This window comes from Roseibium sp. ROS1, from assembly GCF_054658215.1.
This window is the reverse complement of record NZ_BAAGIG010000002.1, coordinates 1,714,757-1,740,919: the sequence shown is the minus strand read 5'-3', so window position 1 is coordinate 1,740,919 and position 26,163 is coordinate 1,714,757. Positions and strand designations below refer to the sequence as shown.

The 26,163-nt window shown below is 57.8% G+C and carries 31 protein-coding genes, 1 tRNA gene and 1 riboswitch; of the genes, 25 read left to right on the top strand and 7 right to left on the bottom strand.

The genetic code is table 11. The annotated features are described in order from the left end of the window. Positions 1-49: 49 nt before the first annotated feature. From ACYQ6M_RS15960 to ACYQ6M_RS15950, 3 genes are all read right to left on the bottom strand, one after another. Positions 50-361 carry a hypothetical protein gene (locus ACYQ6M_RS15960; RefSeq protein WP_022998274.1) on the bottom strand — a complete coding sequence of 104 codons (312 nt, stop codon included), beginning with the start codon at positions 359-361 and terminating at the stop codon, positions 50-52. A 163-nt stretch (positions 362-524) separates the two neighbouring features. Continuing rightward, the gene (locus tag ACYQ6M_RS15955; RefSeq protein ID WP_460074608.1) at positions 525-803 is read right to left on the bottom strand and encodes a hypothetical protein; all 279 of its coding nucleotides are present in this window, start codon (positions 801-803) and stop codon (positions 525-527) included. 310 nt (positions 804-1,113) lie between these two features. Continuing rightward, the gene (locus tag ACYQ6M_RS15950) at positions 1,114-1,590 is read right to left on the bottom strand and encodes a hypothetical protein (protein WP_022998276.1); all 477 of its coding nucleotides are present in this window, start codon (positions 1,588-1,590) and stop codon (positions 1,114-1,116) included. Positions 1,591-1,814: 224 nt separating this feature from the next. Between ACYQ6M_RS15950 and ACYQ6M_RS15945 the strand changes: the two genes are divergently transcribed. The 8 genes from ACYQ6M_RS15945 (at position 1,815) to ACYQ6M_RS15910 (ending at position 10,713) form a co-directional block, all read left to right on the top strand. Then, the gene (locus tag ACYQ6M_RS15945; protein ID WP_460074607.1) at positions 1,815-3,827 is read left to right on the top strand and encodes an acetyl-CoA carboxylase biotin carboxylase subunit; all 2,013 of its coding nucleotides are present in this window, start codon (positions 1,815-1,817) and stop codon (positions 3,825-3,827) included. Positions 3,828-3,943: 116 nt separating this feature from the next. After that, complete coding sequence (locus ACYQ6M_RS15940) at positions 3,944-4,597, top strand: HAD family hydrolase (protein ID WP_055656604.1); 654 nt, start codon at positions 3,944-3,946, stop codon at positions 4,595-4,597. Positions 4,598-4,707: 110 nt separating this feature from the next. Next, positions 4,708-6,000 carry a sensor domain-containing diguanylate cyclase gene (locus ACYQ6M_RS15935; protein WP_208992318.1) on the top strand — a complete coding sequence of 431 codons (1,293 nt, stop codon included), beginning with the start codon at positions 4,708-4,710 and terminating at the stop codon, positions 5,998-6,000. 77 nt (positions 6,001-6,077) lie between these two features. Further along, positions 6,078-6,251: riboswitch (FMN riboswitch) on the top strand. A gap of 86 nt (positions 6,252-6,337) precedes the next feature. Then, positions 6,338-7,228 carry a DMT family transporter gene (locus ACYQ6M_RS15930; RefSeq protein WP_168688043.1) on the top strand — a complete coding sequence of 297 codons (891 nt, stop codon included), beginning with the start codon at positions 6,338-6,340 and terminating at the stop codon, positions 7,226-7,228. A gap of 73 nt (positions 7,229-7,301) precedes the next feature. Further along, positions 7,302-7,589: an acylphosphatase gene (locus ACYQ6M_RS15925; RefSeq protein WP_022998281.1), complete on the top strand. Its 288-nt coding sequence runs from the start codon at positions 7,302-7,304 to the stop codon at positions 7,587-7,589. A gap of 144 nt (positions 7,590-7,733) precedes the next feature. Further along, the gene (locus ACYQ6M_RS15920) at positions 7,734-8,954 is read left to right on the top strand and encodes an NAD-dependent epimerase/dehydratase family protein (RefSeq protein ID WP_228930208.1); all 1,221 of its coding nucleotides are present in this window, start codon (positions 7,734-7,736) and stop codon (positions 8,952-8,954) included. A gap of 8 nt (positions 8,955-8,962) precedes the next feature. Next, positions 8,963-9,829 carry a glycosyltransferase gene (locus ACYQ6M_RS15915; RefSeq protein WP_460074606.1) on the top strand — a complete coding sequence of 289 codons (867 nt, stop codon included), beginning with the start codon at positions 8,963-8,965 and terminating at the stop codon, positions 9,827-9,829. Further along, positions 9,805-10,713 carry an NAD-dependent epimerase/dehydratase family protein gene (locus tag ACYQ6M_RS15910; RefSeq protein WP_460074605.1) on the top strand — a complete coding sequence of 303 codons (909 nt, stop codon included), beginning with the start codon at positions 9,805-9,807 and terminating at the stop codon, positions 10,711-10,713. Before ACYQ6M_RS15915 ends, ACYQ6M_RS15910 begins: the two co-directional genes overlap by 25 nt. Positions 10,714-10,804: 91 nt before the next feature. On the opposite strand, the gene ACYQ6M_RS15905 is transcribed toward ACYQ6M_RS15910, so the two are convergent. Both ACYQ6M_RS15905 and lipB read right to left on the bottom strand, forming a co-directional pair. Beyond that, a complete protein-coding gene (locus tag ACYQ6M_RS15905) occupies positions 10,805-12,727 on the bottom strand; it encodes a methyl-accepting chemotaxis protein (protein WP_460074604.1) in 1,923 nt (640 codons plus the stop codon). Between the two features lie 291 nt (positions 12,728-13,018). Beyond that, the gene (lipB, locus tag ACYQ6M_RS15900; RefSeq protein WP_022998286.1) at positions 13,019-13,726 is read right to left on the bottom strand and encodes a lipoyl(octanoyl) transferase LipB; all 708 of its coding nucleotides are present in this window, start codon (positions 13,724-13,726) and stop codon (positions 13,019-13,021) included. A 98-nt stretch (positions 13,727-13,824) separates the two neighbouring features. On the opposite strand from lipB, the gene ACYQ6M_RS15895 reads away from it, so the two are divergent. The 6 genes from ACYQ6M_RS15895 to mgtE all read left to right on the top strand — a co-directional run bounded on the left by ACYQ6M_RS15895 (position 13,825) and on the right by mgtE (position 17,675). Next, positions 13,825-14,091 carry a FliM/FliN family flagellar motor switch protein gene (locus ACYQ6M_RS15895; protein ID WP_022998287.1) on the top strand — a complete coding sequence of 89 codons (267 nt, stop codon included), beginning with the start codon at positions 13,825-13,827 and terminating at the stop codon, positions 14,089-14,091. Between the two features lie 132 nt (positions 14,092-14,223). After that, a tRNA-Leu gene (locus tag ACYQ6M_RS15890) sits at positions 14,224-14,310 on the top strand. Positions 14,311-14,530: 220 nt separating this feature from the next. Further along, complete coding sequence (locus ACYQ6M_RS15885) at positions 14,531-15,124, top strand: hypothetical protein (protein ID WP_460074603.1); 594 nt, start codon at positions 14,531-14,533, stop codon at positions 15,122-15,124. Between the two features lie 111 nt (positions 15,125-15,235). Next, positions 15,236-15,724: a hypothetical protein gene (locus tag ACYQ6M_RS15880; protein ID WP_460074602.1), complete on the top strand. Its 489-nt coding sequence runs from the start codon at positions 15,236-15,238 to the stop codon at positions 15,722-15,724. Between the two features lie 31 nt (positions 15,725-15,755). Beyond that, complete coding sequence (locus ACYQ6M_RS15875; RefSeq protein ID WP_152510592.1) at positions 15,756-16,085, top strand: hypothetical protein; 330 nt, start codon at positions 15,756-15,758, stop codon at positions 16,083-16,085. A gap of 174 nt (positions 16,086-16,259) precedes the next feature. Next, the gene (mgtE, locus tag ACYQ6M_RS15870; protein ID WP_152510593.1) at positions 16,260-17,675 is read left to right on the top strand and encodes a magnesium transporter; all 1,416 of its coding nucleotides are present in this window, start codon (positions 16,260-16,262) and stop codon (positions 17,673-17,675) included. Positions 17,676-17,703: 28 nt separating this feature from the next. Here the strand turns inward: mgtE and ACYQ6M_RS15865 are convergent, their stop codons facing one another. Then, a complete protein-coding gene (locus tag ACYQ6M_RS15865) occupies positions 17,704-18,144 on the bottom strand; it encodes a DUF1330 domain-containing protein (RefSeq protein ID WP_460074601.1) in 441 nt (146 codons plus the stop codon). Between the two features lie 49 nt (positions 18,145-18,193). Between ACYQ6M_RS15865 and ACYQ6M_RS15860 the strand changes: the two genes are divergently transcribed. After that, the gene (locus ACYQ6M_RS15860) at positions 18,194-18,787 is read left to right on the top strand and encodes a TetR/AcrR family transcriptional regulator (protein WP_460074600.1); all 594 of its coding nucleotides are present in this window, start codon (positions 18,194-18,196) and stop codon (positions 18,785-18,787) included. A 314-nt stretch (positions 18,788-19,101) separates the two neighbouring features. Here ACYQ6M_RS15860 and ACYQ6M_RS15855 read toward each other — a convergent pair whose 3' ends face one another. Next, entirely contained in the window at positions 19,102-19,911 is an 810-nt protein-coding gene (locus tag ACYQ6M_RS15855) for a MarR family winged helix-turn-helix transcriptional regulator (RefSeq protein WP_460074599.1), read from the bottom strand. Positions 19,912-20,059: 148 nt separating this feature from the next. Between ACYQ6M_RS15855 and ACYQ6M_RS15850 the strand changes: the two genes are divergently transcribed. From ACYQ6M_RS15850 to ACYQ6M_RS15805, 10 genes are all read left to right on the top strand, one after another. Then, entirely contained in the window at positions 20,060-20,485 is a 426-nt protein-coding gene (locus ACYQ6M_RS15850; protein ID WP_152510597.1) for an organic hydroperoxide resistance protein, read from the top strand. Positions 20,486-20,561: 76 nt separating this feature from the next. Continuing rightward, positions 20,562-20,846, top strand: coding sequence for a YciI family protein (locus ACYQ6M_RS15845; RefSeq protein ID WP_152510598.1), 285 nt, complete (start codon positions 20,562-20,564; stop codon positions 20,844-20,846). A 158-nt stretch (positions 20,847-21,004) separates the two neighbouring features. Continuing rightward, entirely contained in the window at positions 21,005-21,427 is a 423-nt protein-coding gene (locus ACYQ6M_RS15840) for a VOC family protein (RefSeq protein WP_075282976.1), read from the top strand. Between the two features lie 56 nt (positions 21,428-21,483). Beyond that, positions 21,484-22,194, top strand: coding sequence for a glycoside hydrolase family 25 protein (locus ACYQ6M_RS15835; protein WP_022998298.1), 711 nt, complete (start codon positions 21,484-21,486; stop codon positions 22,192-22,194). Between the two features lie 90 nt (positions 22,195-22,284). Beyond that, positions 22,285-22,710 (top strand): MerR family transcriptional regulator, encoded by a 426-nt coding sequence (locus ACYQ6M_RS15830; protein ID WP_022998299.1) that lies wholly within the window; start codon positions 22,285-22,287, stop codon positions 22,708-22,710. Next, a complete protein-coding gene (locus ACYQ6M_RS15825; protein ID WP_022998300.1) occupies positions 22,710-23,153 on the top strand; it encodes a PaaI family thioesterase in 444 nt (147 codons plus the stop codon). Before ACYQ6M_RS15830 ends, ACYQ6M_RS15825 begins: the two co-directional genes overlap by 1 nt. A gap of 3 nt (positions 23,154-23,156) precedes the next feature. After that, positions 23,157-23,603: a GNAT family N-acetyltransferase gene (locus ACYQ6M_RS15820; protein ID WP_077292711.1), complete on the top strand. Its 447-nt coding sequence runs from the start codon at positions 23,157-23,159 to the stop codon at positions 23,601-23,603. A gap of 21 nt (positions 23,604-23,624) precedes the next feature. Further along, the gene (locus ACYQ6M_RS15815; protein WP_062488596.1) at positions 23,625-24,797 is read left to right on the top strand and encodes an isovaleryl-CoA dehydrogenase; all 1,173 of its coding nucleotides are present in this window, start codon (positions 23,625-23,627) and stop codon (positions 24,795-24,797) included. Between the two features lie 21 nt (positions 24,798-24,818). Beyond that, entirely contained in the window at positions 24,819-25,211 is a 393-nt protein-coding gene (locus ACYQ6M_RS15810; protein WP_460074598.1) for a cupin domain-containing protein, read from the top strand. A gap of 70 nt (positions 25,212-25,281) precedes the next feature. Then, positions 25,282-25,971, top strand: a complete 690-nt coding sequence (locus ACYQ6M_RS15805) for an SDR family NAD(P)-dependent oxidoreductase (protein ID WP_460074597.1) — start codon at positions 25,282-25,284, stop codon at positions 25,969-25,971. Positions 25,972-26,163: the final 192 nt, after the last annotated feature.

Sequence of the window (26,163 nt, the reverse complement as noted above, 5' to 3'; positions counted from 1 at the left end):
ACGAGATTGTATCAGGCCGGATTTTCCGGCCTGTTTGCTGTCTGTCAGGTCAGTCCCAACGCGAAAGACCGCGCGGGAACAGCGGTTCCTTGCATTCGAACGCGACCGGGCAACGTGGTGTATCCCGCGTCTGGCCGAACTGCGTGAACAGGACCTGGTTACGGTCGCAGTAGCTACGGTTCGAAACAAACATCGAATAAGTGTACTGCCCCGTGGTGAAGACCACGGCACCGTGCTGACGCACCATGTTCTGCGCCTGGGCACAGGTCATCTTGCGAAGGTCTGGACGTGCCTCGGCCGCCGTCGACATGACAAGGCCGGGAAGGGCAAGCGCTGCTGCGCAAAGAAGCATTTTCCGCATGAAAGTCTCCTGACGTGCCGTTGCCACCGGAAAGAACGCTCTGAAGATCTAGTCTAACAGAACGGTCCGGAAAGGTGGTGACAGGAGAAGTGTGCACCAACTTGTGGCGCGCAAATGTGATTGCGAGCACATAAATCGCATCGGTCAGAACTCTAACCGGATTTTACCGCGTATTCTGGGCCATCTGGCTGGAGCAGACAGACCCCGCCATGGCTTCTCGCACGCCGTTCAAGGAAAAGCCCGAATAGCGTCTGTCTTCCAGTTGCACGGCGAATTTTACCGAAGAGCGCAACCGGTGCCAGAAATAGGTCATGTTGTCAGAGCAGGCCGGGCAATCGTTGTAAATGTAACCGTCGTTTCCGGCCCTGAACTTGATCAGCTTGTGATCCAGTTCGACCAGGACAGTGGATCCGGGGTCCGGCCTGCGACCCTTGATGCGCACGCCGATAAGGGTGTTCCTGACGGCATGATTGGGCGGGCACCAGATCGTGAACCGTGCTCCTGAAGAGCTTTCGGTCAGTAGCGCTCGTAGCCATGCGCCGTGTCGGTATGCCACTTGCCGTAATCGGCTGCGATTGCCGGAAAGCTCGTGGCAAGTGTCAGGTAGAAAAAAGAAAAGAGGGCGGTGCGCATCGAGCCGTTTCCGTAATCTGTCACCGACAAAACTACAGGTGTTCTGTTAAAAGCCCTTCAATCAAGAAAGCAATCTAGCGGCCTGGCATGCCACAAGGTCTTGGCCAGGCCGCCATGCGTCAGGACCTGGGATGTTGTTTCTGCCAGTCGGTCGGGCAAACGTTACCGGGAATGATTTTCTGGGCGCCGCGCAGGGAAAATCCAGCATAGCTGTCGTCCTGGAATTTCACCGCAAGGGAATGGGATGACCGCAAACGGTGCCAGACATAGCCGAAGCTGTCGGAACACGCTGCGCAACCCGTTTCCACGTATCCCTGCTCGTTGATAGGCAGCTCCAGGATCTCGCGGTCCATGATCAATTTGATCCTGCTGCGTGGTGGCGGCATTTTTCCGTCGATATCAATATGAAGCAGGGTGCCGTTGATCCGACGTTTCGGATGACACCAGACTACGAAGTTCGCGCCAAGGTTGTTGGTGGTCCAATAACGTGTAAAGCCATTGATTTCGCCGCTCTTCCACTTGCCTGCGGTCTCCGCCAGTGCGGAAGTTGGTAGTAAAGCACTCGCAATGATTGCCGCTGAAAGGATGCGTTTCATTTATTTGTTCCCCATTGCCTTGGTAATTCCTGCAATAAGTTTATTAAAATTCGGATAAATAGACGCTTTTCCGCGGAACTACCTTTGGCTGGTCCTTGTCGCGGCATGCCGTTTTTGAGTGTTTGGGCAACTATCCGCAAAATCACGTCTCGCCCTTTGGATAAGTTGCGTGCCAAAGTGGCGCAGCCTACAAAATGGAAAATCGTCCAGCTGGGTGGAAATTCATGTTCTCCAAAATACTAGTCGCCAACCGTGGTGAGATTGCCTGTCGCGTCATCAAGACGGCCCGCCGCATGGGCATAAAGACAGTTGCGGTCTATTCCGATGCCGATCGTGATGCCCTTCATGTGGAAATGGCAGACGAAGCGGTTCACATCGGTCCCGCGGCGGCGTCGGAATCCTATCTGATCGCCGACAAGATCATTGCGGCCTGCAAGGAGACCGGAGCTGAAGCCGTGCATCCGGGCTATGGCTTCCTGTCCGAACGCGCCAGCTTTCCCGAAGCGCTGGCGAAGGAAGGCATTGTCTGGATCGGCCCGAACCCGCGCGCCATCATGGCGATGGGCGACAAGATCGAATCCAAGAAATTCGCCAATGAGGCGAAGGTCAGCACGGTGCCGGGTTACCTCGGCGTCATAGAAAGCCCGGAGCAGGCCGTCGAAATTGCAGCGGACATTGGCTACCCGGTCATGATCAAGGCGTCCGCGGGTGGTGGCGGCAAGGGCATGCGCATCGCCTGGAATGCGGACGAGGTGCGGGATGGCTACACCCGCTCGAAATCCGAGGCGGCGTCTTCCTTCGGCGACGATCGGGTTTTCATCGAGAAATTCATCGAAAACCCGCGCCATATTGAAATCCAGGTCCTGGGCGACAAGCACGGCAACGCGATTTACCTGGGCGAGCGTGAATGTTCGATCCAGCGGCGCAACCAGAAGGTCATCGAAGAGGCGCCGTCGCCTCTGCTCGATGAGGAAACGCGCCGCAAGATGGGTGAGCAGGCCGTCGCGCTTGCAAAGGCCGTCGACTACGACAGCGCCGGCACGGTCGAGTTCGTCGCCGGGCAGGACAAGAGTTTCTTCTTCCTGGAAATGAACACGCGCCTGCAGGTGGAGCACCCGGTAACCGAATTGATCACCGGCATCGATCTCGTCGAGCAGATGATCCGCGTTGCCGCCGGCGAGAAACTGGACCTTGCCCAGGAAGACGTCAAGCTGAACGGCTGGGCGGTCGAAAGCCGTATTTATGCGGAAGATCCCTACCGCAATTTCCTGCCGTCCATTGGCCGGCTTGTGCGTTACCGGCCGCCGGCGGAAGAAGCCAGCAACGGTGTTACCGTCCGCAACGATACCGGCGTTGTCGAGGGTTCGGAAATTTCGATGTTCTACGACCCGATGATCGCAAAGCTGATCACCCATGCGCCGACACGGGCTGAGGCGATCGATGCGATGAGTTCAGCTCTGGATGCGTTTTACGTCGACGGTATTCAGCACAATGTACCGTTCCTGACAGCGCTGATGAACCATCCGCGCTGGCGGTCGGGCGAGTTAGCTACCAGTTTCATCGCAGACGAATATCCGGACGGCTTCGAGCCGGCAGTTCCCGACAACGAGGCCTATGCGGTTCTTGCAGCCGTTGCCCTGTCCATGGGGGCGTTGCAACGCGAGCGTCTGGACCACCTGCCCGGGCGGTTGCGGGCCCATTCCGGTGCCATCCGCGAAGATTGGGTGATCAAGCTCGACAAGACCTATGTTCCGATCCGGCTTGCTGCCGGGTATCCGGGGACGCCCGTCAAAATTGATGTCGCGATCGGCGATGGCCCCGTTGTCAATGTGGAGGCTGACTGGGCACCAGGTGATCCGCTCTGGTCGGGCAAGGTCGGCGCGAAGGATGTGACAGTGCAGGTCCGGACCCTGCGCGGTGGCTACCGCCTTGACTGGCAGGGTTATTCCGTGGTCGCGAAAGTGATGACACCGCGGATTGCCGAGCTGGATGCCCTGATGCCGGAGAAGCTGCCGCCGGACACGTCGAAGATGCTGCTGTGCCCGATGCCTGGTCTGGTGGTGTCCATCGCGGTGGCCGAAGGACAGGAAGTCAAGGCAGGTGAGCAGCTTGCCGTCGTTGAGGCCATGAAGATGGAAAACGTGCTGAGAGCGGAACGCGACTGTGTCGTGAGTGCCATCAAGGCAACGCCCGGCGACAGTCTTGCCGTAGACGCCGTGATCATGGAGTTTTCCTGATCCGGGGTGATGCGCCTAACGCAGCCTGATTGACAGGCATCGGATACTGCCGATATTCAGCGGCCTGCGACCATCCGGTCCAGGCCGCTTTCTTTTTCAATACGTTGCGGGGCATCATGACGACTTCGACCATTCTGTTCGATCTGGACGGAACCCTGACTGACCCCTTTGAAGGCATCACCCGTTCAATCGGGTATGCGGTTGAAAAGATGGGTGGGCAGGCACCTGATGTGGAAGAGCTGCGCTGGTGCATCGGGCCGCCGCTCTGGGACAGCTTCAAGGTACTTCTGGGATCGGAAGACAAGGCTGTGCTGGATCAGGCCGTAGCCTTTTACCGCGAGCGCTACACGGTAACGGGACTGTTCGAGAATTCCCTGATCGAGGGTATTCCCGAACTGCTGACAACACTCAGGAAAGACGGGTTTCTTCTTCACGTCTGTACCTCAAAACCCCACAGTTACGCAGGTCGGATCGTTGAGCATTTCGGCCTGATGGACTTTTTCGGAAAGGTCTACGGTGCGGAGTTGGACGGCACGCGGTCCGCGAAGGCCGAGCTGATTGCGCATATCCTGAGCGAGGAAAACATCCAGGCGTCGGAGACGGTCATGGTTGGTGATCGCAAGCATGACCTTGTCGGAGCAAACGCCAACGCAGTGGCAGGCATTGGCGTTTTGTGGGGCTACGGTAGCCGTGAAGAACTGGCCGCCGAAAATCCGGTATTGATAGCAGATAGACCTCAAGACATAGCCGCGTATTTCGCGAACCGCTAATGGCGTCCACTCCGACACGGTGGCAATGAGAGTGGCTTCTTGCTGCCGGCAAACTTTCTTAACTCCGAATTTATCGATTTTCCCGTAGGTTAAGCTCAAAGGAGTGCGCCTTGGCAGAACGGATGCATGCAACGGATACCCAAAATACGTCGGTACCGTCTGAAAAGGCGGTTGACGTCGGGTATTATTCGCCTGCCAAAAGACCGCCGCCGTCGCTTCCAGCCGGTTACGTCCTGCACCAGGTCACTGTTCAGCCGCTATCCTCTTGCCCGTTTCAGGTCTGTCTTCTGGATGTCGGGGCGACGGGGGAGTTGCCGACCTGCGATTTTCACAGAATACGGGATACGACCCTCATCATCGCTTGTTCGTCGGGAGAACTGGCAGCAAAAACTCAGCTGACATTGCTGGAAGGCGGGGTGGATGATGTTGTCGACGCCGACGACACGGACCTTCTGCTGCTTGCCCTTAAACGCGCGGAACTCGTGATCGCGCGGCAGGGTGGGCTGTTCCGCAAATGCCGCGATCTCGCCATTGAGAGGGATAACCTTCAGTCTGCAATCGACAACCTGCCTTCACCGATCTTCTTCAAGAACCGGGCCGGCATCTACAGCGGCTGCAACAAGGCTTTTGAAGCGTTTATCGGTTTGCCGGCCAGCAAGGTGAACGGCGCCAGTGTTTATGACGTGGCACCAGCTGAATTGGCAAAGGTCTATGAAGCGGCCGACGAAGAGCTGATGCAGCAGGGGGGTGTTCAGATCTATGAGGCGGACGTTTGCTATGCAGATGGTGAGCGCCGAACGGTGACCTTCCACAAGGCTGTTACCCGTGACCGGGTCTCCGGCGAGGTAAACGGCCTTGCTGGATCCATGCTCGACATCACTGAACGCAAACGTCTGGAAGAACAGCTCAAGTGGGCAGCAGAGCGCGATGCCCTGACAGAGGCCTACAACCGTCGCAGGTTTTTCGAGCTGGCGGCTGCAGCAAAGGAACGGGCACAAAAGACGTCAGCCAGCCTGTCCATCCTTGTGCTTGACGTTGACCATTTCAAACTGATCAACGATCGATACGGCCATGCCTGCGGCGATGCAGCGCTCAATCATCTTGTCGGCCTGCTGAAACGTGAACTTCAAGAGCCGCATATCTTTGCAAGGGCAGGCGGTGAGGAGTTCTATTGCCTGCTGGAAGGGTGCGACCTCAATGAAGCGTTCGAAATCGCCGAGCGCATTCGAAAGGCCGTCGAAACCGTGCCCCACTTGCACGATCAGCAGCTCATCTCGATGCGGGTCAGCATAGGGGCTGCCACCGTTCGTGACGGCGAGAAAATCAGCCAGACCATCGCCAGAGCTGATGAAGCGCTATACAGCGCCAAGCAAGCTGGCAGAAATCGGGTTTGCGTGGCCTGATGTGCCGTTGAGGTGCCTTTCGGCATGTTTCCACTATTGCATCCTGTCTATTTCAGGGATACTGAAAGCCCTTGGAGAGCAGTTCTCGGGGCGGGGTGAAATTCCCCACCGGCGGTATCGGGGAAACCCGGAGCCCGCGAGCGCTTCGGATAAGATGTTCGAAGGTCAGCAGATCCGGTGAGATGCCGGAGCCGACGGTTGAGGTGGCGTCAAACGAAGCCGCCCGAAAGTCCGGATGAGAGAGAACTTGACCGCCGCCATTTGATGATGGCCGGTGGGCGTGTGTCTTTTGAGACTGTTCTGAACGATGACGGAACGGATCGCAGATAGGACGCCCATGTCAAACAATTCGAAGAAGCCCATATTTGCCGCGCTTGCCATGATCGGGGCAGGGGCTTCGTTTGCCATCGTGAACGGCGCCCTGCAGGCCTCGACCATGCAACTGGGCGTGCCGTCAACGTCCGCGGCCTTCTGGCAATATGCACTGGGCCTTCTCGTTGGCCTGCCATTCGTCCTGCGGCGCGGCTTTTCCGCCTTGAAGACACATCAGATCGGATGGCATCTGACGCGGGGTGTTCTTGCGGTGATCGGGATCCAGTTGTGGGTCGCCGGTCTCGCGCGGGTCGAGATCTGGCAGGCAATCGCCTTGGTGATGACTTCGCCGTTTTTCGTGATCATCGGCGCCAAGCTGTTCTTCAGGGAACGGGTTGGCCTGATCCGGTGGCTCGCGACGTTGGCGGGCTTCTCCGGTGGCATGGTGATTCTGGAGCCCTGGACTGAAGGCTTCAGCCTGGCAGCACTTTTGCCGGTCGGGGCAGCTGCATTCTGGGCAGGAACTTCGCTCGTCACCAAAAAGCTGACTGCAACTGAAGATGCCGATTCCATCACCATCTACCTGCTGCTGCTCCTGACACCGGTCAATGCACTGCTTGCGCTGGGAGAGGGCGGTATCGTGCCAACCGGTCCGGCGCTGTGGCTGCTCGTGGGGGCCGGCGCCCTGACGGTGCTGGCAAACTACCTGCTGACCCTTGCCTACCAGAAGGCCGATGCGGCTTTCGTGCAGCCTTTCGACCACCTGAAGCTTCCGCTGAATATAGCGGTCGGCTTCTTCGCTTTCGGTTTTGCCCCGAGCGGTGCATTCTGGCCGGGAGCGCTGGTGATTGTCGGTGCGTCGCTGCTGGTCATGCTGGACGAGCAAAAGCGCGATACGCAAGTGTCCACAGCCTGAAGCACACGCAGGCGTTTGCGAACAGGCAGGTTTGCACTAAGCTTTTGCAGCATCGCGAACTTCGGAGACCTGAATGACCGCCGATCCATTGACCGTTCACGTGCTGATTGAGGGCAGGGTCCAGGGTGTTGGGTACCGCGCCTGGTGTGCGGGTGAAGCTGAAGACAGGGCACTGGCCGGCTGGGTGCGCAATCTCAGCTCCGGTGGGGTCGAAGCCGTGTTTTCAGGCCCATCCGATACCGTTGTCGACATGCTGGATGTGCTCTGGCATGGGCCGTCTCTTGCAAGAGTAAACCTGGTCAAGGACCTTGAGCCGGTAGAGCCCTGCTCGGGTGCCTTTGAGGTGCGCGATACGGCTTAACCGGCTGTGGCCAATCGTCTTTTCTATATCAATCGCGACATTCGAAGTTGAGTTGTCACGGAAATATCGCAATGATCTGATCTTTCAGATGAAGCAATCGGTGCCGCGCGGTCGGTGCCGAAACGTGAAACCGGGAGATTTTCAGTGAAGATTGCGATACTTGGCGGTGATGGTTTTGTCGGCTGGCCCACATCCTTGCATTTGTCGGATCAGGGCCATGAAGTTCATATCATCGACAATCTGAGCCGTCGCTGGATCGATGCCGAGCTAGGCGTGCAATCGCTGACGCCCATGGATTCGATCCAGGAACGCACCCGGATCTGGAAGCAGGAAACCGGCAATACAATCCGGTTCCACCTGATCGATATTGCCCGCGACTACGAAGTGTTCAAGGCCTGGCTTGCAGAGAACCGGCCGGATGCCATCATCCATTTCGCCGAACAGCGCGCTGCGCCCTATTCGATGAAATCGGATCAGCACAAGAACTACACGGTCAACAACAACGTCAATGCCACGCACCATCTGCTCAACGCGATGGTGGAGCTGGATCTTGATGCGCATCTTGTCCACCTCGGCACCATGGGCGTCTACGGCTATTCCAGTGTCGGTGCGGCAATTCCGGAAGGCTATCTGTCGGTTGACGTCGAGACCCTGAACGGCACCAAAGCGGCTCAGGAAATTCTTTATCCGGCCAACCCCGGCTCGATCTATCACATGACCAAGTGCCTGGATCAGCTGTTGTTCCAGTTCTACGCAAAGAACGACGGGCTAAAGGTCACCGACCTGCACCAGGGGATCGTCTGGGGTACGCATACCGAACAGACCCTTCGCCACAAACAGCTGATCAACCGGTTCGACTATGACGGTGACTATGGCACGGTTCTGAACCGGTTCCTGATCCAGGCAGCCATCGGCTATCCGCTGACGGTTCACGGCACAGGTGGCCAGACACGGGCTTTCATCCATATCCAGGATTCGGTTCGCTGCATTGAACTGGCGTTGAAGAACCCGCCGAAAAAGGGCGACCGGGTCAAGGTGTTCAACCAGATGACCGAGACCCACCGGGTGCGGGACCTGGCAGAGCTGATTTCCCGCCTTACCGGTGCGAAGGTTGCCTATCTGCCAAACCCGCGCAAGGAAGCGGCAGAAAACGATCTGGTTGTCGAGAACAAGCAGTTCCTGGAACTGGGCCTCAATCCGATCACGCTGGAAGAAGGCCTGTTGAGCGAGGTGGTGGACGTCGCGAAGAACTTTGCCTACCGCGTCGACCGCAGCCGCGTACCGGCAGTTTCCGCCTGGACCAAGGAAATTGCCGACGAGATCGAGCGGGATCCGGAACATCCGCGTCTGAAATCCGTCTCCTGAGGCCGGGAATGCAAGACACTCCTCAGTTCGACCAGGCACCTGGAAGCACATGTGCCTATGTGACACTGGTGACGAACCGGGACTATGTGCTCGGCGCGACGGCGCTTCTGCGCTCGCTCCGGCATTCGGGAACCGAAGCCGACCTCGTGGTCCTCTACACGCCCGGGGTCGGTGAGGCGGATCTTGCCGCCCTTGCGGAATTCGGACCTCGGCTTGGCCGGTGTGAGCGCCTGCCAACGAGCGAAAGCTTCAACGCGCGCCATGAACGCGGCCGCATTCACAAGGCGGCTCCCTTCACAAAGGGCGACAAGCCGGTCTTTCACACGCCTCTGGACAACTTCGTCAAGCTGCGGCTGTGGCAACTCGAGGAATATGACCGGGTCATCTTCATCGATGCCGATGCCATCGTGCTGCAGAACTGCGACAAGCTATTTGGCTATCCCGAGTTCTGCGCAGCGCCCAACGTCTACGAAAGCCTGCAGGATTTTCATCGGCTGAACAGCGGTGTCTTCACCGCCCGGCCGAATATGGCCACGTTCGAGGCCATGCTGGCGCGTCTGGACAGGCCGGAGGCCTTCTGGCGGCGTACGGACCAGACGTTTCTGGAAGACTATTTTCTCGACTGGCACGGGTTGCCGGTGTTCTTCAACACGCTCCAGTATGTCTGGTTCAACCTGCCGGAACTCTGGAACTGGAAGCAGATTCATGTGCTGCATTACCAGTATGAAAAGCCCTGGCAGGAGGGGCATGAAAAGACCGCCAAGTTGCGTCCTCTGATCGATCTCTGGCAAGCTTTTGCGACCGGTGTCGGCATTCCGGACGATATGGCCGGTCTGCCCGGTCCTCTGGAGTGGGCGGCAAAGCAGGCATCCTGATGCATGTTCTTCTGACGGGGGCAAGCGGGGTAGTTGGCCGGTTCATCCTGAAGCGGCTGCTTGATGATGGCTGCATGGTCACGGTTCTTGGAAGACGCCCGGTTGACGACGTCGCGGCAGCCTTTCGGACCTATGACCTTGCTGACCCGGATCCTCAACTCCCGCAAGCCGATGCACTCGTTCATTGTGCACTGGTCCATGAGCCCGGCAAGTTCCGGGGCGGTGAGGGGGGCGATCCAGAGCGGTTCAGGAAGCTGAATGTCGACGGTACCCGGCGTCTTTTTGAAGCGGCCACGAAGGCGGGCTGCCGGAAGGTCGTTTTCCTCTCCAGCAGGGCTGTTTACGGTGATCACCGCCAAGGAGAAAAGCTCGCGGAAACGGATGCACCTGCACCCGATACGCTTTATGGCGAGGTGAAGCTTTCAGGGGAGAGTGCTCTCAAGGCGTTATGCTGCCAGAGTATGCGCGGCATCGTTTTGCGCGCGACCGGTGTTTACGGTCCAGGGTCAGGCTCGGCAGACCACAAATGGTCTCGGCTCTTCAGGGACTTTGCAGCCGGTATTCCGATTGCCTCGCGCAGGGGAACGGAAGTTCACGGGGACGATCTTGCTGCTGCCGTTGCCCTGGTTCTGGAAGAGCGACGGGTAAATGAAGAACCATTTCAGATCTACAACGTCTCGGATCTCCTGCTCGACCGCCAGGACCTTCTGGCACTTTATGCTGCCGAAGCAGGTTTGAACCTTGAGGTGCCGGCAACATCGGACCAGACGCCAGGCGAAATGACGACAGACCGGCTGCGGGCACTTGGGTGGTCGCCTGGCGGAACTGAAAAGCTGAAAGTGTTTCTGAGCTCAATAGCTAGGCGCGGTGCGGCCGGCACATGACGCTCAGCTTGTGAGCGAGCTTTATTTGCCGGTATGGCAACAAAAAAGGCGGGCTCAGCGGCCCGCCTTTTCCATTTGCCTTTGTGCCAGATCAGGCAGCGCGGATGTCGTCGAAGAAGCGGTCGACCTTCGAGCTGAGGTTTGCGGATTCGCTGGTCAGTGCCTCTGCTGTAGACAGAACATCCGCGGCGTTTCGGCCGGTTGACTGAGCGCCACTGGAGACCTGGATAATCGTCTCGGAGATGGCGTCCGTACCCGTAGAGACTTCGTTGACGTTTCGCGAAATCTCATTGGTCGCCAGGCTCTGCTGTTCAACCGACACAGAGATGTCCTTGGAGATCTCGGACATTTCCGCAATGACGTTGCTGATATCGCGGATGGCTTCAGCAGCGCGGTTCGAAACGGTCTGCATCGCCTGGATCTGCGTTGCGATTTCCTCTGTCGCCCGTGCAGTCTGGTTGGCCAGGGATTTCACCTCCGATGCAACAACCGCAAAGCCTTTGCCGGCTTCACCGGCGCGGGCCGCCTCAATGGTGGCATTCAGCGCCAGAAGGTTGGTCTGGGCGGCAATGTCGTTGATCAGGCTGACGATCTGGCTAATCCGGTCGGTGGTCGCCACCAGGCTCTGTACGGTCTGATCCGTCTGGGAAGCCGCGCTGGAGGCCCGTTCGGAAATGCCGGCCTGCTCTTCAACGCGCCGGGCGATTTCGGCGATAGAGGACGTCAGCTCCTCGGAGGCTGCGGCCACCGAGCGGACATTGGCAGCGGTGTCGCCGGTGGTCCGGGCAGCCGATTCCGCATCGGTCGAGCTTTGTTCGGAAGTTTGTGCCAACTCTCGGGCAGTGCGTTCCAGTTCTTCTGTGGCGTTGGAAACGGTTTCCAGAACGCTGCGGATTTCCTGGTTGAAACCACCAAGCAACTGGTCGACGGTTGCTGCCCTGCGATGCTTGGCTTCCTGCTCGGTCGCGCGTTCGGCTTCCAGGCGACGCTGTTCCTTGCCGTTGGTCTTGAACACCTCCACGGCATTGGCGATCGAACCGATCTCGTCGTTCCGCTCCAGGCCCTGGACCGGGGTTTCCAGATCGCCTTCCGCAATCTGGGCCATTGAACTGGTCACGGACGCGAGCGGACGGGCCAGCAGTGTCTGGAACAAGGTACCAAGGATGGCAAGCATCAGCACGGTTGCAATCACGGTCGCAAAGAGTGCCGAATAGCGGAAGCTCGTCAGGCTTGCAAAAGCGGCGTTCCGATCAACGGAAAGGCCAATCTGCCAGTCGACCGGCAATCCTGTGACCGGAACGAACTGGACGATACGGTCGCCATCAACACTGGACGCGTATTGCGGTTCTGCACTGACCTTGACCGGCTCGTTGGGAAACAGCTCACTGAGCGGCTTGGAAATCATGTTGCTGTCCGGGTGCACCAGGATGATGCCCTTGGAGTCGGCCACAAAGACGTATCCGAGGCCGCTCATGTTCGACGAGGCGAGCATGTTCGCCAGGGTGGTGATGTCAAAGTCACCACCGACCACACCGGAAAGGGTGCCGCCGGTTTTTACCGGTGTTGCAGCCGTCACGATGAGATTGCCGGTTGATGCATCCTGATAGGGAGCAGTGATCACGGGTCCGCCTTTTGCAACGGCATCCTTGTACCAGGGGCGCACGCGCGGATCGTAGCCTTCGGGCAGATCTGCCGGCGGCCACATGTTGAAGGCACCGTCTGCTTCCACGCCGAAATAGGTTGCGCTGAAATTGCTGGTCAGGGTCTTTAGGTCGAAGAACTCGGGCGTTACCTCGGGCTGCTTGGCAATGCGTTCGGATAAGGCCTCGATGAGCATCATGCGCGCTTCGAACCAGTTTGTGACGATATTGACTTCCGACTGGCCGACACCGGTCATGTAGTCGCGAACTTCGTCAGTCTTAGCGTTACGCTGAAGGGTGTCGTTGAAGAGGCCGAAGCCGGCGAAGATCAGAACAATGACGCCGGCGGCGGCCAGCAGGATTTTGGTGATCACGCTCCGACGGGAGCGAACTGAGAGAGCCTGGGTCACAAACTTCATTCCCATGGTTGAGAAGGTTTGTGTCTGTATTCGCTCATCTGAATGAAGGAATACTAAATCTGACTGGCTACAAAACGGTCTTCGAACTAAAAATTCCAAAACTTCATGGAAATTCGAATGTTACTCGCAAAAATAACAATGGAATTTCTTGAAGTTGCTTTTTGTCCTTTGTTGCAACTCGAGCTTGAACTCGATATTACCTAGAGTTCAGTTCGTCTGTTTGAGGCCTGCGCCGCGCGAGTGGCTTCACACGGAAACCGTGGGGCCAAATATCTTTTCAAATTCGGCCCGCAGGACACTGTCGTTTTCGGCCATGGTAACGGGCAGGCCTAGATCCACGAGACTTGTCACGCCATGTTCGGTAATGCCGCAGGGCACGATACCGTCAAAATGATCCAGTTCAGGCTCCACGTTGAAGCTGATGCCGTGGAACGTGACCCATTTGCGCAGGCGGATGCCGATTGCGGCGATCTTGTCCTCGACCGTCGCCCCGCGGTCTGGCCGGCGCACCCAGACGCCGACGCGGTCTTCCCGGCGTTCGCCGCGAATGTGATAGTGCCAGAGCGTGCTGATGAGCCAGGCTTCAAGTGCGGAAACAAAAGCCCGCACGTCCTGCTGACGCCGCTTCAGATCGAGCATGACATAGGCTACGCGTTGCCCGGGCCCATGGTAGGTGTGCTGTCCGCCGCGTCCTGTCCGGTAGACCGGAAAGCGGTCGGGAGCGACCAGATCGCTGTCCTTGGCGCTGGTACCGGCGGTGTAGAGCGGGGGATGTTCCAGCAGCCAGACCTGTTCGTCGGCTTCGCCTGCAATGATTCTCTGGACCCTTTCATCCATTTCCCGAAGCGCGGTCTCATAATCGACCAGTTCGTCGGAAATCCGCCATTCGACCGGCCGCGAGCCGGAAACTGGCAGAAAACTGAGGGAAAGAGCGTCTCTATCGGCGGGTGACATGTGGATGACACTTCATTGTTTTTTGAGCTGGCTTGCCATGCCGTGGTATGGTTAAGCGCTGGCGGGTCAGTTGCCCTATTTAAGGATCAAGGCGTCCGATGACTACCTTCGATGAAATCAAAGTCGATATTTCCGTCGTTCTCGGGGAGAACGAGATGCCTGTCCACCAGTTGCTCCGCATGGGGCGTGGCGCCGTTATCGACCTTGATGTGGCCGAAGACGACGATGTGAAGATCTATGCCAACAATACGCTGGTCGCCAAGGGGCAGGTGGTTTTGCTCGGCGAGCGGATAGGCATCTCGATCACGGAAGTTCTGATGCGTCCGCCGGACATCCGGCCCATGCGTACCGATGGCCCTCTGTGAGGGACTAAAGCATTTCTGCATAAGAAAAATCGCGTGCCTGTGAATTAATGCAAAAAGGCCTCTTGCGCCCCCAAATTCCTTTTGCTACATGGAGCGCCTCGACGCTGAGAGGCGCCGGGAGCAATCGAATATGCGGTCGTGGCGGAATTGGTAGACGCGCAGCGTTGAGGTCGCTGTGGGGTAAAACCCGTGGAAGTTCGAGTCTTCTCGACCGCACCATATTCGAAGCATTTCTACCGATGCTTCCTCAAAAGGCTGCCCCTCCGGGTGGCCTTTTTGCTTTTCTGCACTGCCCGCAAAATACCTGATTGCTCTGGGAAAATTTAGATGCCGGCTTTTTGGCTTTGTTGCGATGTGCTTTTCTGCATGGAGCAGGTCTCAGCGGGCCACTGGCAAAAACCGGTCCGGCACATTCATGCGAAATCGAAGGAAGCCGCACGTGTTCAATTTCCGTTCCATCAGTACTTCGTCCTGTGCCGCAATGATGACCCTGAGCTTGCTGGCAGGTCCGCTTCTGGCGCAGGAGCAGGAGCAGAAGGCAATCGTCCCGGCCGGCGCAATTGCCGGTGCGGTGACGTCTCCCGTCGACGGCGACATCAATCGCTTTCGCGCAATCCTCGTCGAAACGGAAGAAGGCGGCGATCTCTACGTCTTTACGGACGCCGGAGAGGGCTGGAAACAGGTTGCCCATGCGAAAGACATGGTGTGGCGTGGCGGCATGTATGGCCAGGAGCCCTGGATGGAAGCAAACGAACACGGTTCGTTGAAAATCTATTCGGAAAATTCGGCCGTCGGACGCAATCGTTGGGAACAAGTCCTGACCGTTGCCTATCGCAACGGCGTCTTCCGGGTCGCCGGCTACACCTATTCCTACTACGATACGCTGGATCCGGATGCGAACGGGCAGTGTGACGTCAACCTTCTGACGGGCAAGGGGGTCCTGAACGGGAAGAACTTCAAGACTTCACTCGGTGCCTTGCCTGTGCAGGATTGGACCATGGATACGCGGCCGCCGGAGTGCGAGGTCGAGTGATGCGGCCTTTGCGGCGAGTGTCCGCACTGGCTGTGGAAGCGGTTCTGAAGGGCTTTTGATGACGCTTTGTCGTGTTGTTGTCCGTCATTGAGAAGACACGGGAGGGATGACATGTCTGATACCGCAAGGCCGGATTGGCGCTGGGTGATCCGCGGCATGATTCTGACGCTCGTCATCTGCCTGTTGCTGATACAGCTCTTCCCCGAAATTTACGCGGTAAAGGATTTCTGGCTTGTCACTGTGCCGAGTGGCGCCTTTTGGGGCAGCTTCTTGTCGAGTCTCTTGAACGAGCCGGGGCTCTGGAAACTTCTCGTGACGAGCGCGGAAGGTGCTGCGATGATCGTCGTGCTGTTTCTTGTGGTGTTTCGTCCGCTGATTGCCTGGAAAGCGTATCTGGTCTGCGTCGCTTTGACTGCCGTCTCGGCAATCCTGTTTTTTACCTACGTCCTTCCCGCAATGCCGAACAGCACGCTGCTCATGGTCTTGACCGGCAGTCTCTATTCATCGTTCCGCTATGGCGTCACGCTTGCGCTGCTCTATGCGCTCGCGCTCACGTCCGACACAGCGCCAACCAATCGGCAGCCTTCCGCCCATGCGTGAAGGTGTGAGAAAAGGCCTTGCGGAGCGACTGGTGTCCCTCCGGAGCAGGTTCGTTTTCGTGTGGCTGGCAATTGCATTTGTGTCGCCGGCGGCATTTGCGCAGTCGCTTTCCGTTTATCCTGCCGTTGACCCGGGCAGGTTTGGCGCGATGACGTGCCAGCAGCTTTGGTATGTCGAGCAGGAGGTGCTGGCTGCGGGCAGAGTGTGTCTTGCCAGCGAGAGAGCGCGCCGCGCATTCCGCCGTGCGGAGCGATGCATTTCCGATGACGAGGCCATTCTGCCACAGGACACCCGTGACTATCTCGATCACTTGCGAAGCGTTGCAGCGGACAAGGGGTGCAGCGGCCCCGAGAGGCGCTGAAGGACTTCAAGGAAAGTTGGCAGGCTTTTGAACCAGAGCGGCATTTCCGAGTTAAGTCTGTGGACCGGTTTCGCTTTTCCGGTGGCGCTTTGCCGCCGCAAACGCTAGATCTGGTGAGGAGTGTCCGGTGCCTTTCGCCGGAAGAGTTCGTTGCGTTTTGAGGGGAGGCGCCAGATGAGTGAAGCATCCGAGCTTGATGTCACCGCCTCTTCCGTTCCCGACATTCCGGTGCGCGACGAGGATGAGCATCTCAATCGCGAGTTCATTGCGGCTGTTGAAGCGGCAATCGAGGCGAACGATCAGGATGGCCTGAGACACCTTGCCGCCGATCTTCACGAAGCTGACACCGGTGACCTTCTCGAGACGCTGGATCCGGAGGATCGGGCGTCCTTTATCCGGCTTCTGGGTGAGGACTTCGACTATACCGCGCTGACCGAGATCGATGAGGCAGTGCGTCTGCAGGTTCTGGAAGACCTGCCGACGGAAGTCATCGCCGAAGGTCTGGGCGATCTCGATTCGGATGATGCGGTCTACATTCTGGAAGACCTCGATGAGGACGACCAGGCTGCTATTCTGGAAGAGCTGCCTTATGCGGACAGGGCCCAGCTGCAAAAGGCTCTGGATTATCCGGAAGAAAGCGCCGGCCGGCGCATGCAGACCGAATTCATTGCGGTTGCCCCGTTCTGGACCATCGGTCAGACAATCGACTACATGCGCGAGGCCCGCGACCTTCCGGACAGCTTCTACGAAATCTACGTGGTCGATCCGACGTTCAAACTGCTCGGGTCCGTTCACCTGGACAAGATCCTGCGCACCAAGCGGGACGAGAAGGTCACTTCCATCATGGAGGAGACTCGCCAGGCGGTGCTCGCGACGGAAGATCAGGAAGAGGTCGCCCGCCGGTTTGAGCGCTACAACCTCGTTTCCTCCGCCGTTGTGGACGAGAACGATCGCCTGGTCGGTGTTCTGACGGTTGATGACATCGTCGACGTCATCCAGGAAGAAGCGGAAGAAGACCTGCGTGCCCTGGCCGGTGTCGGTGACGAAGAGATTTCCGATAATGTGATGACCATTGCGCGCTCGCGGCTGACCTGGCTGGTCGTCAACCTTGGCACCGCCGTGCTTGCCTCGGTGGTGATTGCGCTGTTCGAGGACACGATCGAGGCCATGGTGGCGCTGGCGGTGCTGATGCCGATCGTCGCTTCCATGGGGGGCAACGCCGGCACTCAGACCATGACCGTTGCCGTGCGTGGTATCGCGACCCAGGAACTGGGTGCGCGCAATCTTTTGCGCGTTCTCAACCGTGAAATCCTGGTGAGTGTGTTCAACGGCGTCGCCCTGGCCATCCTCATCGGGGTGACCGCCTGGATGTGGTTTGGCAGTCCGGGACTCGGCGTGGTGATTGGCGGTGCGATCGTGATCAATCTGCTGTTCGCGGGTCTCTCCGGCCTTCTGATCCCGATCGCGCTCGACAAGATGAACGTCGATCCGGCGATTGCCTCGAGCGTCTTCGTGACGACGGTGACAGATGTGGTCGGTTTCTTCGCCTTTCTCGGCATCGCGGCGCTTTGGTTTGGCCTGCCGTTCTAGCCTCCAATCGGCAGGCCCCGTTTAAAGGTCAGTCACCGCATACCAGAACCTTCTGTCGCAGACACGCGGCCGTGCGGTGATGGAAGGCTTCGCGATAGGCGCTGTCCGAATAGAGTGCGACCAACGCGGTTAAATCGGGATAGGCGCCGATAGCGACCAGATCCCAATCCTCGTCCTGCCCCAGGAACATGCCCTGAAACGGTCCGACATAAAGGAACCGTCCACCGGCCCGCTCCATGGCCGGCATGCTTGCGGCCGCATAACTGGCAAACGCTTCCTGGCCGGTCTGGCCCGTCGTTCCGTCCGCATATGTCGCAGCGGCATTCAGCTTGAAGAAATTGATCAGGGTTACGGGTTTGTCGCTCGCCCGGCTGAGGATCTGCGTCCATTGGCTTTCCGTCGGGCTGGTGCCGTCGGTTCCCGGGCCGTACCAGGTTACGAATTGGGCTGACTGTTGCTTGACGTTCATGAGGCTTCTCCATAACTTTACACGTGTCAAATTACAGGAAAGTTTACACGTGTCAAGTCAAGCCAGAGTGCAGCGCACGCGCGCGGAAATTCTCGATAGTGCCTGGACGCTCATCTCGCAGCGGGGCGCGGACGTGTCGCTGGCGGAAATCGCCAAGGCGGCAAAAATCAGCCGTCAGTCCGTCTATGATCACTTTGGTTCGCGTGGGGGGCTGATCCTGGCACTCGTCCGGCGGGCTGATGAACGTCTCGACATACGGGCAAAACTGTTTGCAGCCTTTGACAGGCCACAGCCGCGGGAACGGCTGGATGCTACCGTTACCGTCTGGATCGGCTTCGTGAAGGAAATCTACCCTGTTGCCTCGGATCTTATCCGCCTGCGAACCACCGATGCGGACGCATCGGCGGCGTGGGAAGACCGGATGTCGGAACTGAGGCAATGGTTGCTTGTATTGACTGGATCGCTGGAACGCGACGGTGCGCTGCAATCCGTCTGGACAGCGAAGTCGGCTTCAGAATTTCTCTGGGCGTCGTTCAGTGTGCAGGCATGGGGTCTGTTGACACAGGACTGCGGCTGGGATGAGGGCGAGGCGGAAGCTGTCCTGACGAGGACACTCCGGCAGGCATTGCTGACGGAAAAATGATGCCGCGGAGGTCGTGAATGTGGGTCACTAAAAGCAAACACACCTTACGCGAAGTGGAAAACCCTGGTTCAAAGGTTCGGCGGGCAGGCCATGCCTGGACTATGGCTGCTTCCTGTCGAAAGTTTTGTTGTCGAATTCAACAAACACGACGCCATGGAGGCGGATGCCGGTCGACAAAGACTTGAGCTGCGCTGCAAAAGGTCACGCAGACCCGTTATTGCCAAAACAAAAGGCCCCGAGATTTGTGCTGGTGCAGCAACCTCCCGGAGCCTGTTTGATGGCTACTCATTTTACCCGCTGCTCAATGCCAGGTATCACTCCAGGCCTGCTTTACGCAAATTGTCCCGAAGCGTCATGACCTTTGCCTGAAGGTCGATGACTTCTTCCAGTTTCAGTCCGGTCGAAGACATGATGCAGGTGCTGAAATGTTCCGTTTTCTTCTGCAAGGCGCGGCCCTTGCGGGTCAGTTTCAGGATAACCTGGCGCTCGTCCTTGATGTTGCGTGTCCGCGTGACCAGCCCCATGGCTTCAAGCCGCTTTAACAGTGGCGTCAGCGTGTTGGTGTCGAGCTGCAGCTTGGACGTAATGGTACCAACAGGAACGTTGTTGGTTTCCCAGAGCACCGTCATGGCCAGGAACTGCGGGTAGGTGAGCCCGACTTCCTTGAGCAACGCCTTGTAGACGCCGTGCATAGCGTGGTTGGCGGAATACAGCGCAAAACACAAGTGCCGGTCGAGCGGCAAGCTGCCATCATGGATTTTCTGACTGTCGTCGTCCTGGTCGCTGGCAGGATCATTGGCAGCGGATACAGATGCGGCCTGTTCGGTGCCGGGATCTTCGCCAGCCTGCGTTTCCGCAGAAACGTCAGGCGTCTGCCCGGTATCAGCTATCTCTTGGCTGACAGGCGTCTCGGCGACGGCAACGTCAATTTCCGCTTCGCGTGCGTCGTTGCTTTCAGCGCTGGAAGCTGCTTCCGCCTCAGGCTTGGCAGCGGCCTTCTTGCGTTGTTTCTTCTCAGACTTTTCGGCTTTTGCAAGCTTGTCTTTTTTTTGTTTTTCAGTCGCTTCCGGCGCGGAAAATCCAATCGCGTCCAGCAGGGACATCTGGTTTGTGGTCTCGCTCATTCGCCCCTTATAAATCGCGCGCGATATGGTCGCAACTGTTGACGAACTGCAGGCGTGTGTATATGTGGGTAATTTATATCGTGTACGATTAAAGCTTATGCGATAAATATGGCTAGATGACTTGATATTTGAGAGAAGGAGCCTGCAGATGGCTGTTGATGTGAAATATGAAACCAGGGCAAAGGCCACCGGCGGCCGTGATGGTGCGGCGGAGACGTTGAGCGGATCCTTCAAGGTCAAGCTGGCGACGCCGAAAGAACTCGGCGGCGCAGGCGGCGAAGGCAATAACCCGGAAGAGCTGTTCGCAGCCGGATATGCAGCCTGCTTTATTGGCGCGATGAAATTCGTCGGTGGGCAGGAAAAGATCGCAGTCCCGGCTGATACGTCCATCACCTCGACGGTTGGCATCGGGCCGCGTTCTGAAGGCGGGTTCGGTCTGGCGGTCGCGCTGGAAGTGTCCCTGCCGGGTTTGGACAAGGCTGTAGCTGAAGACCTCGTTGCCAAGGCACACCAGGTTTGCCCCTATTCAAACGCCACCCGGAACAACATTGACGTCAAGCTGACTGTCGTCTGACACGGATTGTCCGGTTCGAGCTTTTGTGGTCGAGCCGGACCTCCTTTTGGGCTTCTGTTGGTGGAAAGGAGCTTTCGTGAGCCTCTTTGTTATCGATCTTCACTACACTGCTGATCTGCGGGAAATAGATGCTCTGGCGGAAGAACACAGGTCCTTCCTGCGGGATCAGTATGAGGCCGGCCTATTCCTGGCATCCGGTCCGAAACAGCCGCGAACCGGTGGTGTGATCCTGGCGCGCGCTGCTGACCGTGTCGAAGTCGAACTGGCGATCAACAAGGACCCATTCAAGTCGGCGGGCGTTGCGGAATATACCGTTACGGAATTCAAGCCGGTCATGCACGCACGGAACTTCCCGATTTGACGCAATCACGGGCGATCACCTCTGTGCGGAATGCAGCCGCCACACGACAATTCCAGATGACGATGGCGATTTGAAAGAAAACCTTGCCGGGTAACCTGAAATTCCCGGCGGATGGGTGTTAAGAAGGGCCGACCTGTCTCACGCGGAGAATTAAGAACATGCGGCCGAAGCTCGATGGCATCCTGGAAACCGCCGTTTATGTCGACGACATGGAGACGGCTCACTCCTTTTATTCCGAAATCCTGGGATTGAGGCGCATGGTCGCTGGAGAAAGGCTGTTTGCCTATGATGCCGGCCCCGCGCAGGCGCTTCTGGTGTTTCATCGCGGCCATACCGGGGAGGACGTTGAGACGCCGGGAGGTATCGTTCCCGGGCACGATACGTCGGGGCACAGTCATTTCGCGTTTCGCATTGGGTCCGACCAACTGGAACCCTGGCGGGCTTACCTGGGCGAGATGGGAGTGGAAATTGTCAGCGAGGTCATATGGCCGGCAGGCGGCACCAGCCTTTATTTCAACGACCCGGATGGCAATGTCCTGGAGCTGGCAGCAGCCCCGCTCTGGCCGAATTACCTATCGTGATTCTTAACAGTTTTGCGGCAGGGTGACGGCGTTTGAAAGTCATAACAGGTGGCGCAATGAATTTCTTGCAAGCGGTCCTGCGGACATTGTTCTACGTTGCCGTCGGCGGGGTGATTTCGATTGTCGGAGCGGCGTTTTTCTTCATGAACTGGGAGCCTGACCGGAACCAATACACGATCCGCGGCATCGATATTTCGCACCACCAGGGTGATATCGACTGGGCGCAGGTGGCGGCGGACGATATTGCCTTCGTCTACATGAAGGCAACCGAGGGCGGAGATTTCAAGGACCGTGCCTTTGCCCGCAACTGGGCCGGAGCAGGAGGCGCGGGTCTGGCGCGTGGTGCCTATCATTTCTTCAGTTTGTGCAAATCCGGCCGCGAGCAGGCCCAAAACTTCCTGTCGGTTCTGCCTCAGGACAGCGACATGCTGGCGCCGGTGGTGGATCTGGAATTCACCGGGAACTGCGCGCGCCGTCCGCCAGCCGAGGAAGTGCTGCAGGAAATCAGTGATTTCGTTGCTCTGGTCGAGCAGGGGCGCGGCAAGCAGGTCATCCTTTATGTGCCGGAGGACTTCTATCTGGACTATCTGAAGGGCAAGGGCCTGAACCGCCGTCTCTGGACGCAGTCGATCTGGCATTCTCCCGGCTATGTGTCAGACTGGTCGCTCTGGCAGTACCATGACCGGGGCACGATCAAAGGCATTTCCGGCGATGTCGATCTGAATGTCCTTCATCCAGAGAAGAGCTTGGATAATCTGAAATCCTGATTGCTCAAGTTCATGAAATATAAGCTTTAAAATAGACGTGTTGACTTTAACGTAAAAAGACGGAACTGTGCGCTCCAACAAGGAGCGGGCATGCAGCGTTATTACACCATCACCCAGCTGACGCAGGAGTTCGACATTACCACCCGAACCCTGCGGTTCTACGAAGCGCAGGGGCTGGTGTCGCCGACGCGCCGGGGTCGTCAACGCCTTTACACACCTGGTGATCGTACCCGCATCAAATTGATCCTTCGCGGCAAGCGTCTCGGATTTTCCCTGAACGAAATCAAGGAAATGATCGAGATGTACGGCAGTGCGCCCGGTGAAACCGGCCAGCTGCGGCTGCTCCTCGACAGGATCGCCGCCCGCCGGGCAGAACTTCTCGAAAAACAGCGCGATATCGAATTGACCCTGGTTGAACTCGACGATGTCGAGGCCGGTGCAAAGGCGCGCATGGTCGAGCTTGAAACAGGCCCGGACCAACTGTCTGGCGCCGTTGCGACCTCGGAGGACAAGTGATGGATCTTTCGCCTCGAGACGAAAACTGGGAACCCCGTGTCCGCGCCAGTTTTGCCGCGCAGAAATTCATGACCCATCTGGGGGCAAAGATGGTTCACGTCTCGCCCGGAGCGGTCGATCTGGAATTGACGATGCAGCCGGAACTGACACAGCAACACGGCTTTTTTCATGCCGGTGCGACGTCTTCCATTGCGGACAGTGCGGCAGGCTATGCAGCTCTGACGCTGTTTTCCGCCGGCTTCGGGGTGTTGACCAGCGAATACAAGATCAACCTGCTCAATCCGGCGAAACAGCCGGTGCTTCTTGCGCGTGGCCGGGTTGTCAAACCGGGACGAACGCTGACCATAGCCAAGGCGGATGTCTACGGACTGGATGACGGCGAACAGGTGCATGTCGCAACGGGGCTGTTCACGCTCATGAGCGTTGCCGGCGTCAAGGATTGAAGAATGACCGATATCACCATCAGGCCGCTGGAAAGATCCGACAAGCCGGGCTGGCTCGAACTCTGGAAGGCCTATCTTGCATTCTACGAGCAGGATCTGGCGCCGGCAGTGACGGAAACCCTCTTTGAGCGACTGCATTCCGATGCAGGCCACCGCGCGTTCGTGGCAGTTCAGGAGAATGAGCTGGTTGGACTGGTCCATTACCTTTTTCACGATAGCACCTGGGCCAGTTCGTCCACCTGCTATCTGGAAGATCTGTATGTCAGCGAGAAGCTTCGTGGTGGCGGAGCCGGCCGCAAGTTGATCGAGGCGGTCTACAGGGCCGCGACCGAAGAACCGTCTGCCAGCGGCAAAGTCTACTGGCACACACATGATCACAATACACGCGCCCGGCAGCTTTACGACCGGATCGGCGTTTTGAGCGATTTTGTCCGATACGACAGGCCTTAAGAACTCTGGGAGGTAATCAAGATGATCCGTAACGATTTTCCGGGTTTCAATTTCGATCTCGGCGAAACCGCCGACATGCTGCGCGACACCGTTCGGTCCTACAGTCAGGACCGGATTGCGCCACTGGCAGAAAAGATCGACCGCGAGGATTGGTTCCCGCGGGAGCTCTGGCCGGAAATGGGAGACCTTGGCCTTCACGGGATCACAGTGGAGGAAGAATGGGGCGGTTCGGGTCTGGGCTACCTGGAGCACTGCATTGCCATGGAAGAGGTCAGCCGGGCGTCCGCCTCCATCGGCCTCAGCTATGGCGCCCATTCAAACCTGTGTGTCAACCAGCTTCGCCGCTGGGGAAGTGACGACCAGAAGAAGCGCTATCTGAACAAGCTCGTGACCGGTGAACATCTGGGCGCGTTGGCCATGTCGGAGCCGGGCGCTGGCTCAGACGTCGTTTCCATGAAACTGAAGGCGGAAAAGAAGGGCGATCGGTACGTCCTCAACGGCTCCAAGATGTGGATCACCAACGGTCCGTCCGCCGATACGATGATCATCTATGCCAAAACCGATCCGGAAGCCGGGCCGAAGGGCATTACCGCATTTCTGGTCGAGAAGAGCTTCCCAGGTTTTTCCGTCGCTCAGAAACTGGACAAGCTCGGCATGCGCGGGTCCGAAACCGGTGAACTGGTGTTCCAGGATTGCGAAGTACCGGAAGAAAACGTCCTCGGCCAGGTTGGCAAGGGCGTCAACGTGCTGATGTCGGGTCTGGACTACGAGCGCGCCGTTCTGGCTGCAGGGGCCGTCGGCATCATGCAGGCAGCCATGGACGTGGTCATTCCCTATGTCCACGAGCGCGAGCAGTTCGGTCAGCCGATCGGCACGTTCCAGCTTGTACAGGGCAAGGTCGCGGACATGTATGTGACCATGAACGCCACCAAGTCCTATGTCTATGCGGTTGCCAAGGCGTGCGACCGGGGCGAGACCACGCGCGAAGACGCCGCTGGTGCAATCCTTTACGCTGCCGAAAACGCAACCAAACTGGCACTTGATGCAATCCAGCTGCTTGGTGGCAATGGCTACATCAACGAATATCCGACCGGGCGTTTGCTGCGTGACGCCAAGCTGTACGAGATTGGTGCGGGAACTTCCGAAATTCGGCGAATGCTGATCGGTCGTGAGATCTTTAACAAGACGGCCTGATCACCGAACTCGGAGAATGGCATGAAACAGACCCGGCTTCCCGAAAAGCCCGACGCGAAATCTCCGGCGGGGGCCGATATCCGTTTCATCATGGATGGGCCGACAGGAAACATGATCCATTCGACTGTTCCTGTCGGCCAGACCAACCGCGCAACACGGCACAGGACCGTGCATGAGTTCTGGCATGTGCTTTCCGGCCATGGACAGATCTGGAGGTCCAACGATTCCAGCCAGGGCGTTGTCGACCTGGAAGCCGGTGTCTCCATCGATATCCCGGCTGGAACAGCTTTCCAGTACCGCAACACCGGTGAAAGCGTTCTGCAGTTCATCTGTATCTCTATGCCTCCCTGGCCAGGGGATGACGAAGCCGAATTTGTTGATGGGCCCTGGGAAGCGACGGTCGTCAGCACCTGAGACCAATCCTTCTAGCGAACCGATCCGGCTATTTCTGCGTATCGCTGTCACGACGAAAGTGAGGCAGTGAATGACGTCAATTGCGGTAATCTTTGGGGCCAGCGGCGGAATTGGCTCAGCCATGAGAGACCACCTTGAAGCGGGCAGCGGCTACGACAAGGTTATCGCCCTTCATCGAACGTCGTCACCACCTCTCGACCTGCTCGACGAACGCATGATCCAGGCCTGTGCCGACTGGATAAGGGAGGAAGAGGGGGATGTTCGATTGTTGTTCGATGCCACCGGAGCTCTCACCTTGGGCAGTGCCCGTCCGGAAAAGAGCCTGCGCGAACTCGATCCTGAAATCCTTGCCCGTTCATATGCGATCAACGCCATTGGACCGGCACTGCTGATGAAACACTTTTTGCCGCTCCTCCCGAAAGAGGGAAGAAGTGTCTTTGCGACGCTTTCGGCCCGGGTCGGTTCGATCGGCGACAACGGTCTTGGCGGATGGTTTGCTTACCGGGCCGCCAAGGCTGGGCTCAATCAACTGGTCCGTACGGCGTCTATCGAGCTGGCACGCAAAAATCCCTCTGCTATCTGTGTTGCGCTTCATCCCGGCACGGTGAAAACACCCTTGACCGAGAACTTTGCGAAAACCGGGCTCGATGTTCAGGAACCGGCTGTTGCAGCAGAGCGTCTTGTCGATGTGCTGACCAGTCTTACGCCTGCAGACACCGGTGGATTTTTCGATCAAACCGGCAGGCCGATCCCCTGGTAGGCTTGGCGTGGGCTTAAATCCCGGCATGTTGCGATCACCAATCGTTCTTCGTCCGCTCAATTCAGGTTTTGGAGGGGAACTCTTTCGTTTTTCAATGCCTCAATTTCAGAAACCCCGCTCGCTCGCTCAAACGCGTTTGGCGCATCCTTGCTAGCCGGTGACAGGGAGTTGCAGCACGGTCGTAGAGCAAGT

Coding starts and splice junctions, on each gene's coding strand:
- ACYQ6M_RS15960 (WP_022998274.1), bottom strand. CDS start 361: ATGCGGAAAATGCTTCTTTGCGCAGCAGCGCTTGCCCTTCCCGGCCTT.
- ACYQ6M_RS15950 (WP_022998276.1), bottom strand. CDS start 1,590: ATGAAACGCATCCTTTCAGCGGCAATCATTGCGAGTGCTTTACTACCA.
- ACYQ6M_RS15945 (WP_460074607.1), top strand. CDS start 1,815: ATGTTCTCCAAAATACTAGTCGCCAACCGTGGTGAGATTGCCTGTCGC.
- ACYQ6M_RS15940 (WP_055656604.1), top strand. CDS start 3,944: ATGACGACTTCGACCATTCTGTTCGATCTGGACGGAACCCTGACTGAC.
- ACYQ6M_RS15930 (WP_168688043.1), top strand. CDS start 6,338: ATGTCAAACAATTCGAAGAAGCCCATATTTGCCGCGCTTGCCATGATC.
- ACYQ6M_RS15925 (WP_022998281.1), top strand. CDS start 7,302: ATGACCGCCGATCCATTGACCGTTCACGTGCTGATTGAGGGCAGGGTC.
- ACYQ6M_RS15915 (WP_460074606.1), top strand. CDS start 8,963: ATGCAAGACACTCCTCAGTTCGACCAGGCACCTGGAAGCACATGTGCC.
- lipB (WP_022998286.1), bottom strand. CDS start 13,726: ATGTCACCCGCCGATAGAGACGCTCTTTCCCTCAGTTTTCTGCCAGTT.
- ACYQ6M_RS15895 (WP_022998287.1), top strand. CDS start 13,825: ATGACTACCTTCGATGAAATCAAAGTCGATATTTCCGTCGTTCTCGGG.
- ACYQ6M_RS15880 (WP_460074602.1), top strand. CDS start 15,236: ATGTCTGATACCGCAAGGCCGGATTGGCGCTGGGTGATCCGCGGCATG.
- mgtE (WP_152510593.1), top strand. CDS start 16,260: ATGAGTGAAGCATCCGAGCTTGATGTCACCGCCTCTTCCGTTCCCGAC.
- ACYQ6M_RS15865 (WP_460074601.1), bottom strand. CDS start 18,144: ATGAACGTCAAGCAACAGTCAGCCCAATTCGTAACCTGGTACGGCCCG.
- ACYQ6M_RS15855 (WP_460074599.1), bottom strand. CDS start 19,911: ATGAGCGAGACCACAAACCAGATGTCCCTGCTGGACGCGATTGGATTT.
- ACYQ6M_RS15850 (WP_152510597.1), top strand. CDS start 20,060: ATGGCTGTTGATGTGAAATATGAAACCAGGGCAAAGGCCACCGGCGGC.
- ACYQ6M_RS15840 (WP_075282976.1), top strand. CDS start 21,005: ATGCGGCCGAAGCTCGATGGCATCCTGGAAACCGCCGTTTATGTCGAC.
- ACYQ6M_RS15835 (WP_022998298.1), top strand. CDS start 21,484: ATGAATTTCTTGCAAGCGGTCCTGCGGACATTGTTCTACGTTGCCGTC.
- ACYQ6M_RS15830 (WP_022998299.1), top strand. CDS start 22,285: ATGCAGCGTTATTACACCATCACCCAGCTGACGCAGGAGTTCGACATT.
- ACYQ6M_RS15825 (WP_022998300.1), top strand. CDS start 22,710: ATGGATCTTTCGCCTCGAGACGAAAACTGGGAACCCCGTGTCCGCGCC.
- ACYQ6M_RS15820 (WP_077292711.1), top strand. CDS start 23,157: ATGACCGATATCACCATCAGGCCGCTGGAAAGATCCGACAAGCCGGGC.
- ACYQ6M_RS15815 (WP_062488596.1), top strand. CDS start 23,625: ATGATCCGTAACGATTTTCCGGGTTTCAATTTCGATCTCGGCGAAACC.
- ACYQ6M_RS15810 (WP_460074598.1), top strand. CDS start 24,819: ATGAAACAGACCCGGCTTCCCGAAAAGCCCGACGCGAAATCTCCGGCG.
- ACYQ6M_RS15805 (WP_460074597.1), top strand. CDS start 25,282: ATGACGTCAATTGCGGTAATCTTTGGGGCCAGCGGCGGAATTGGCTCA.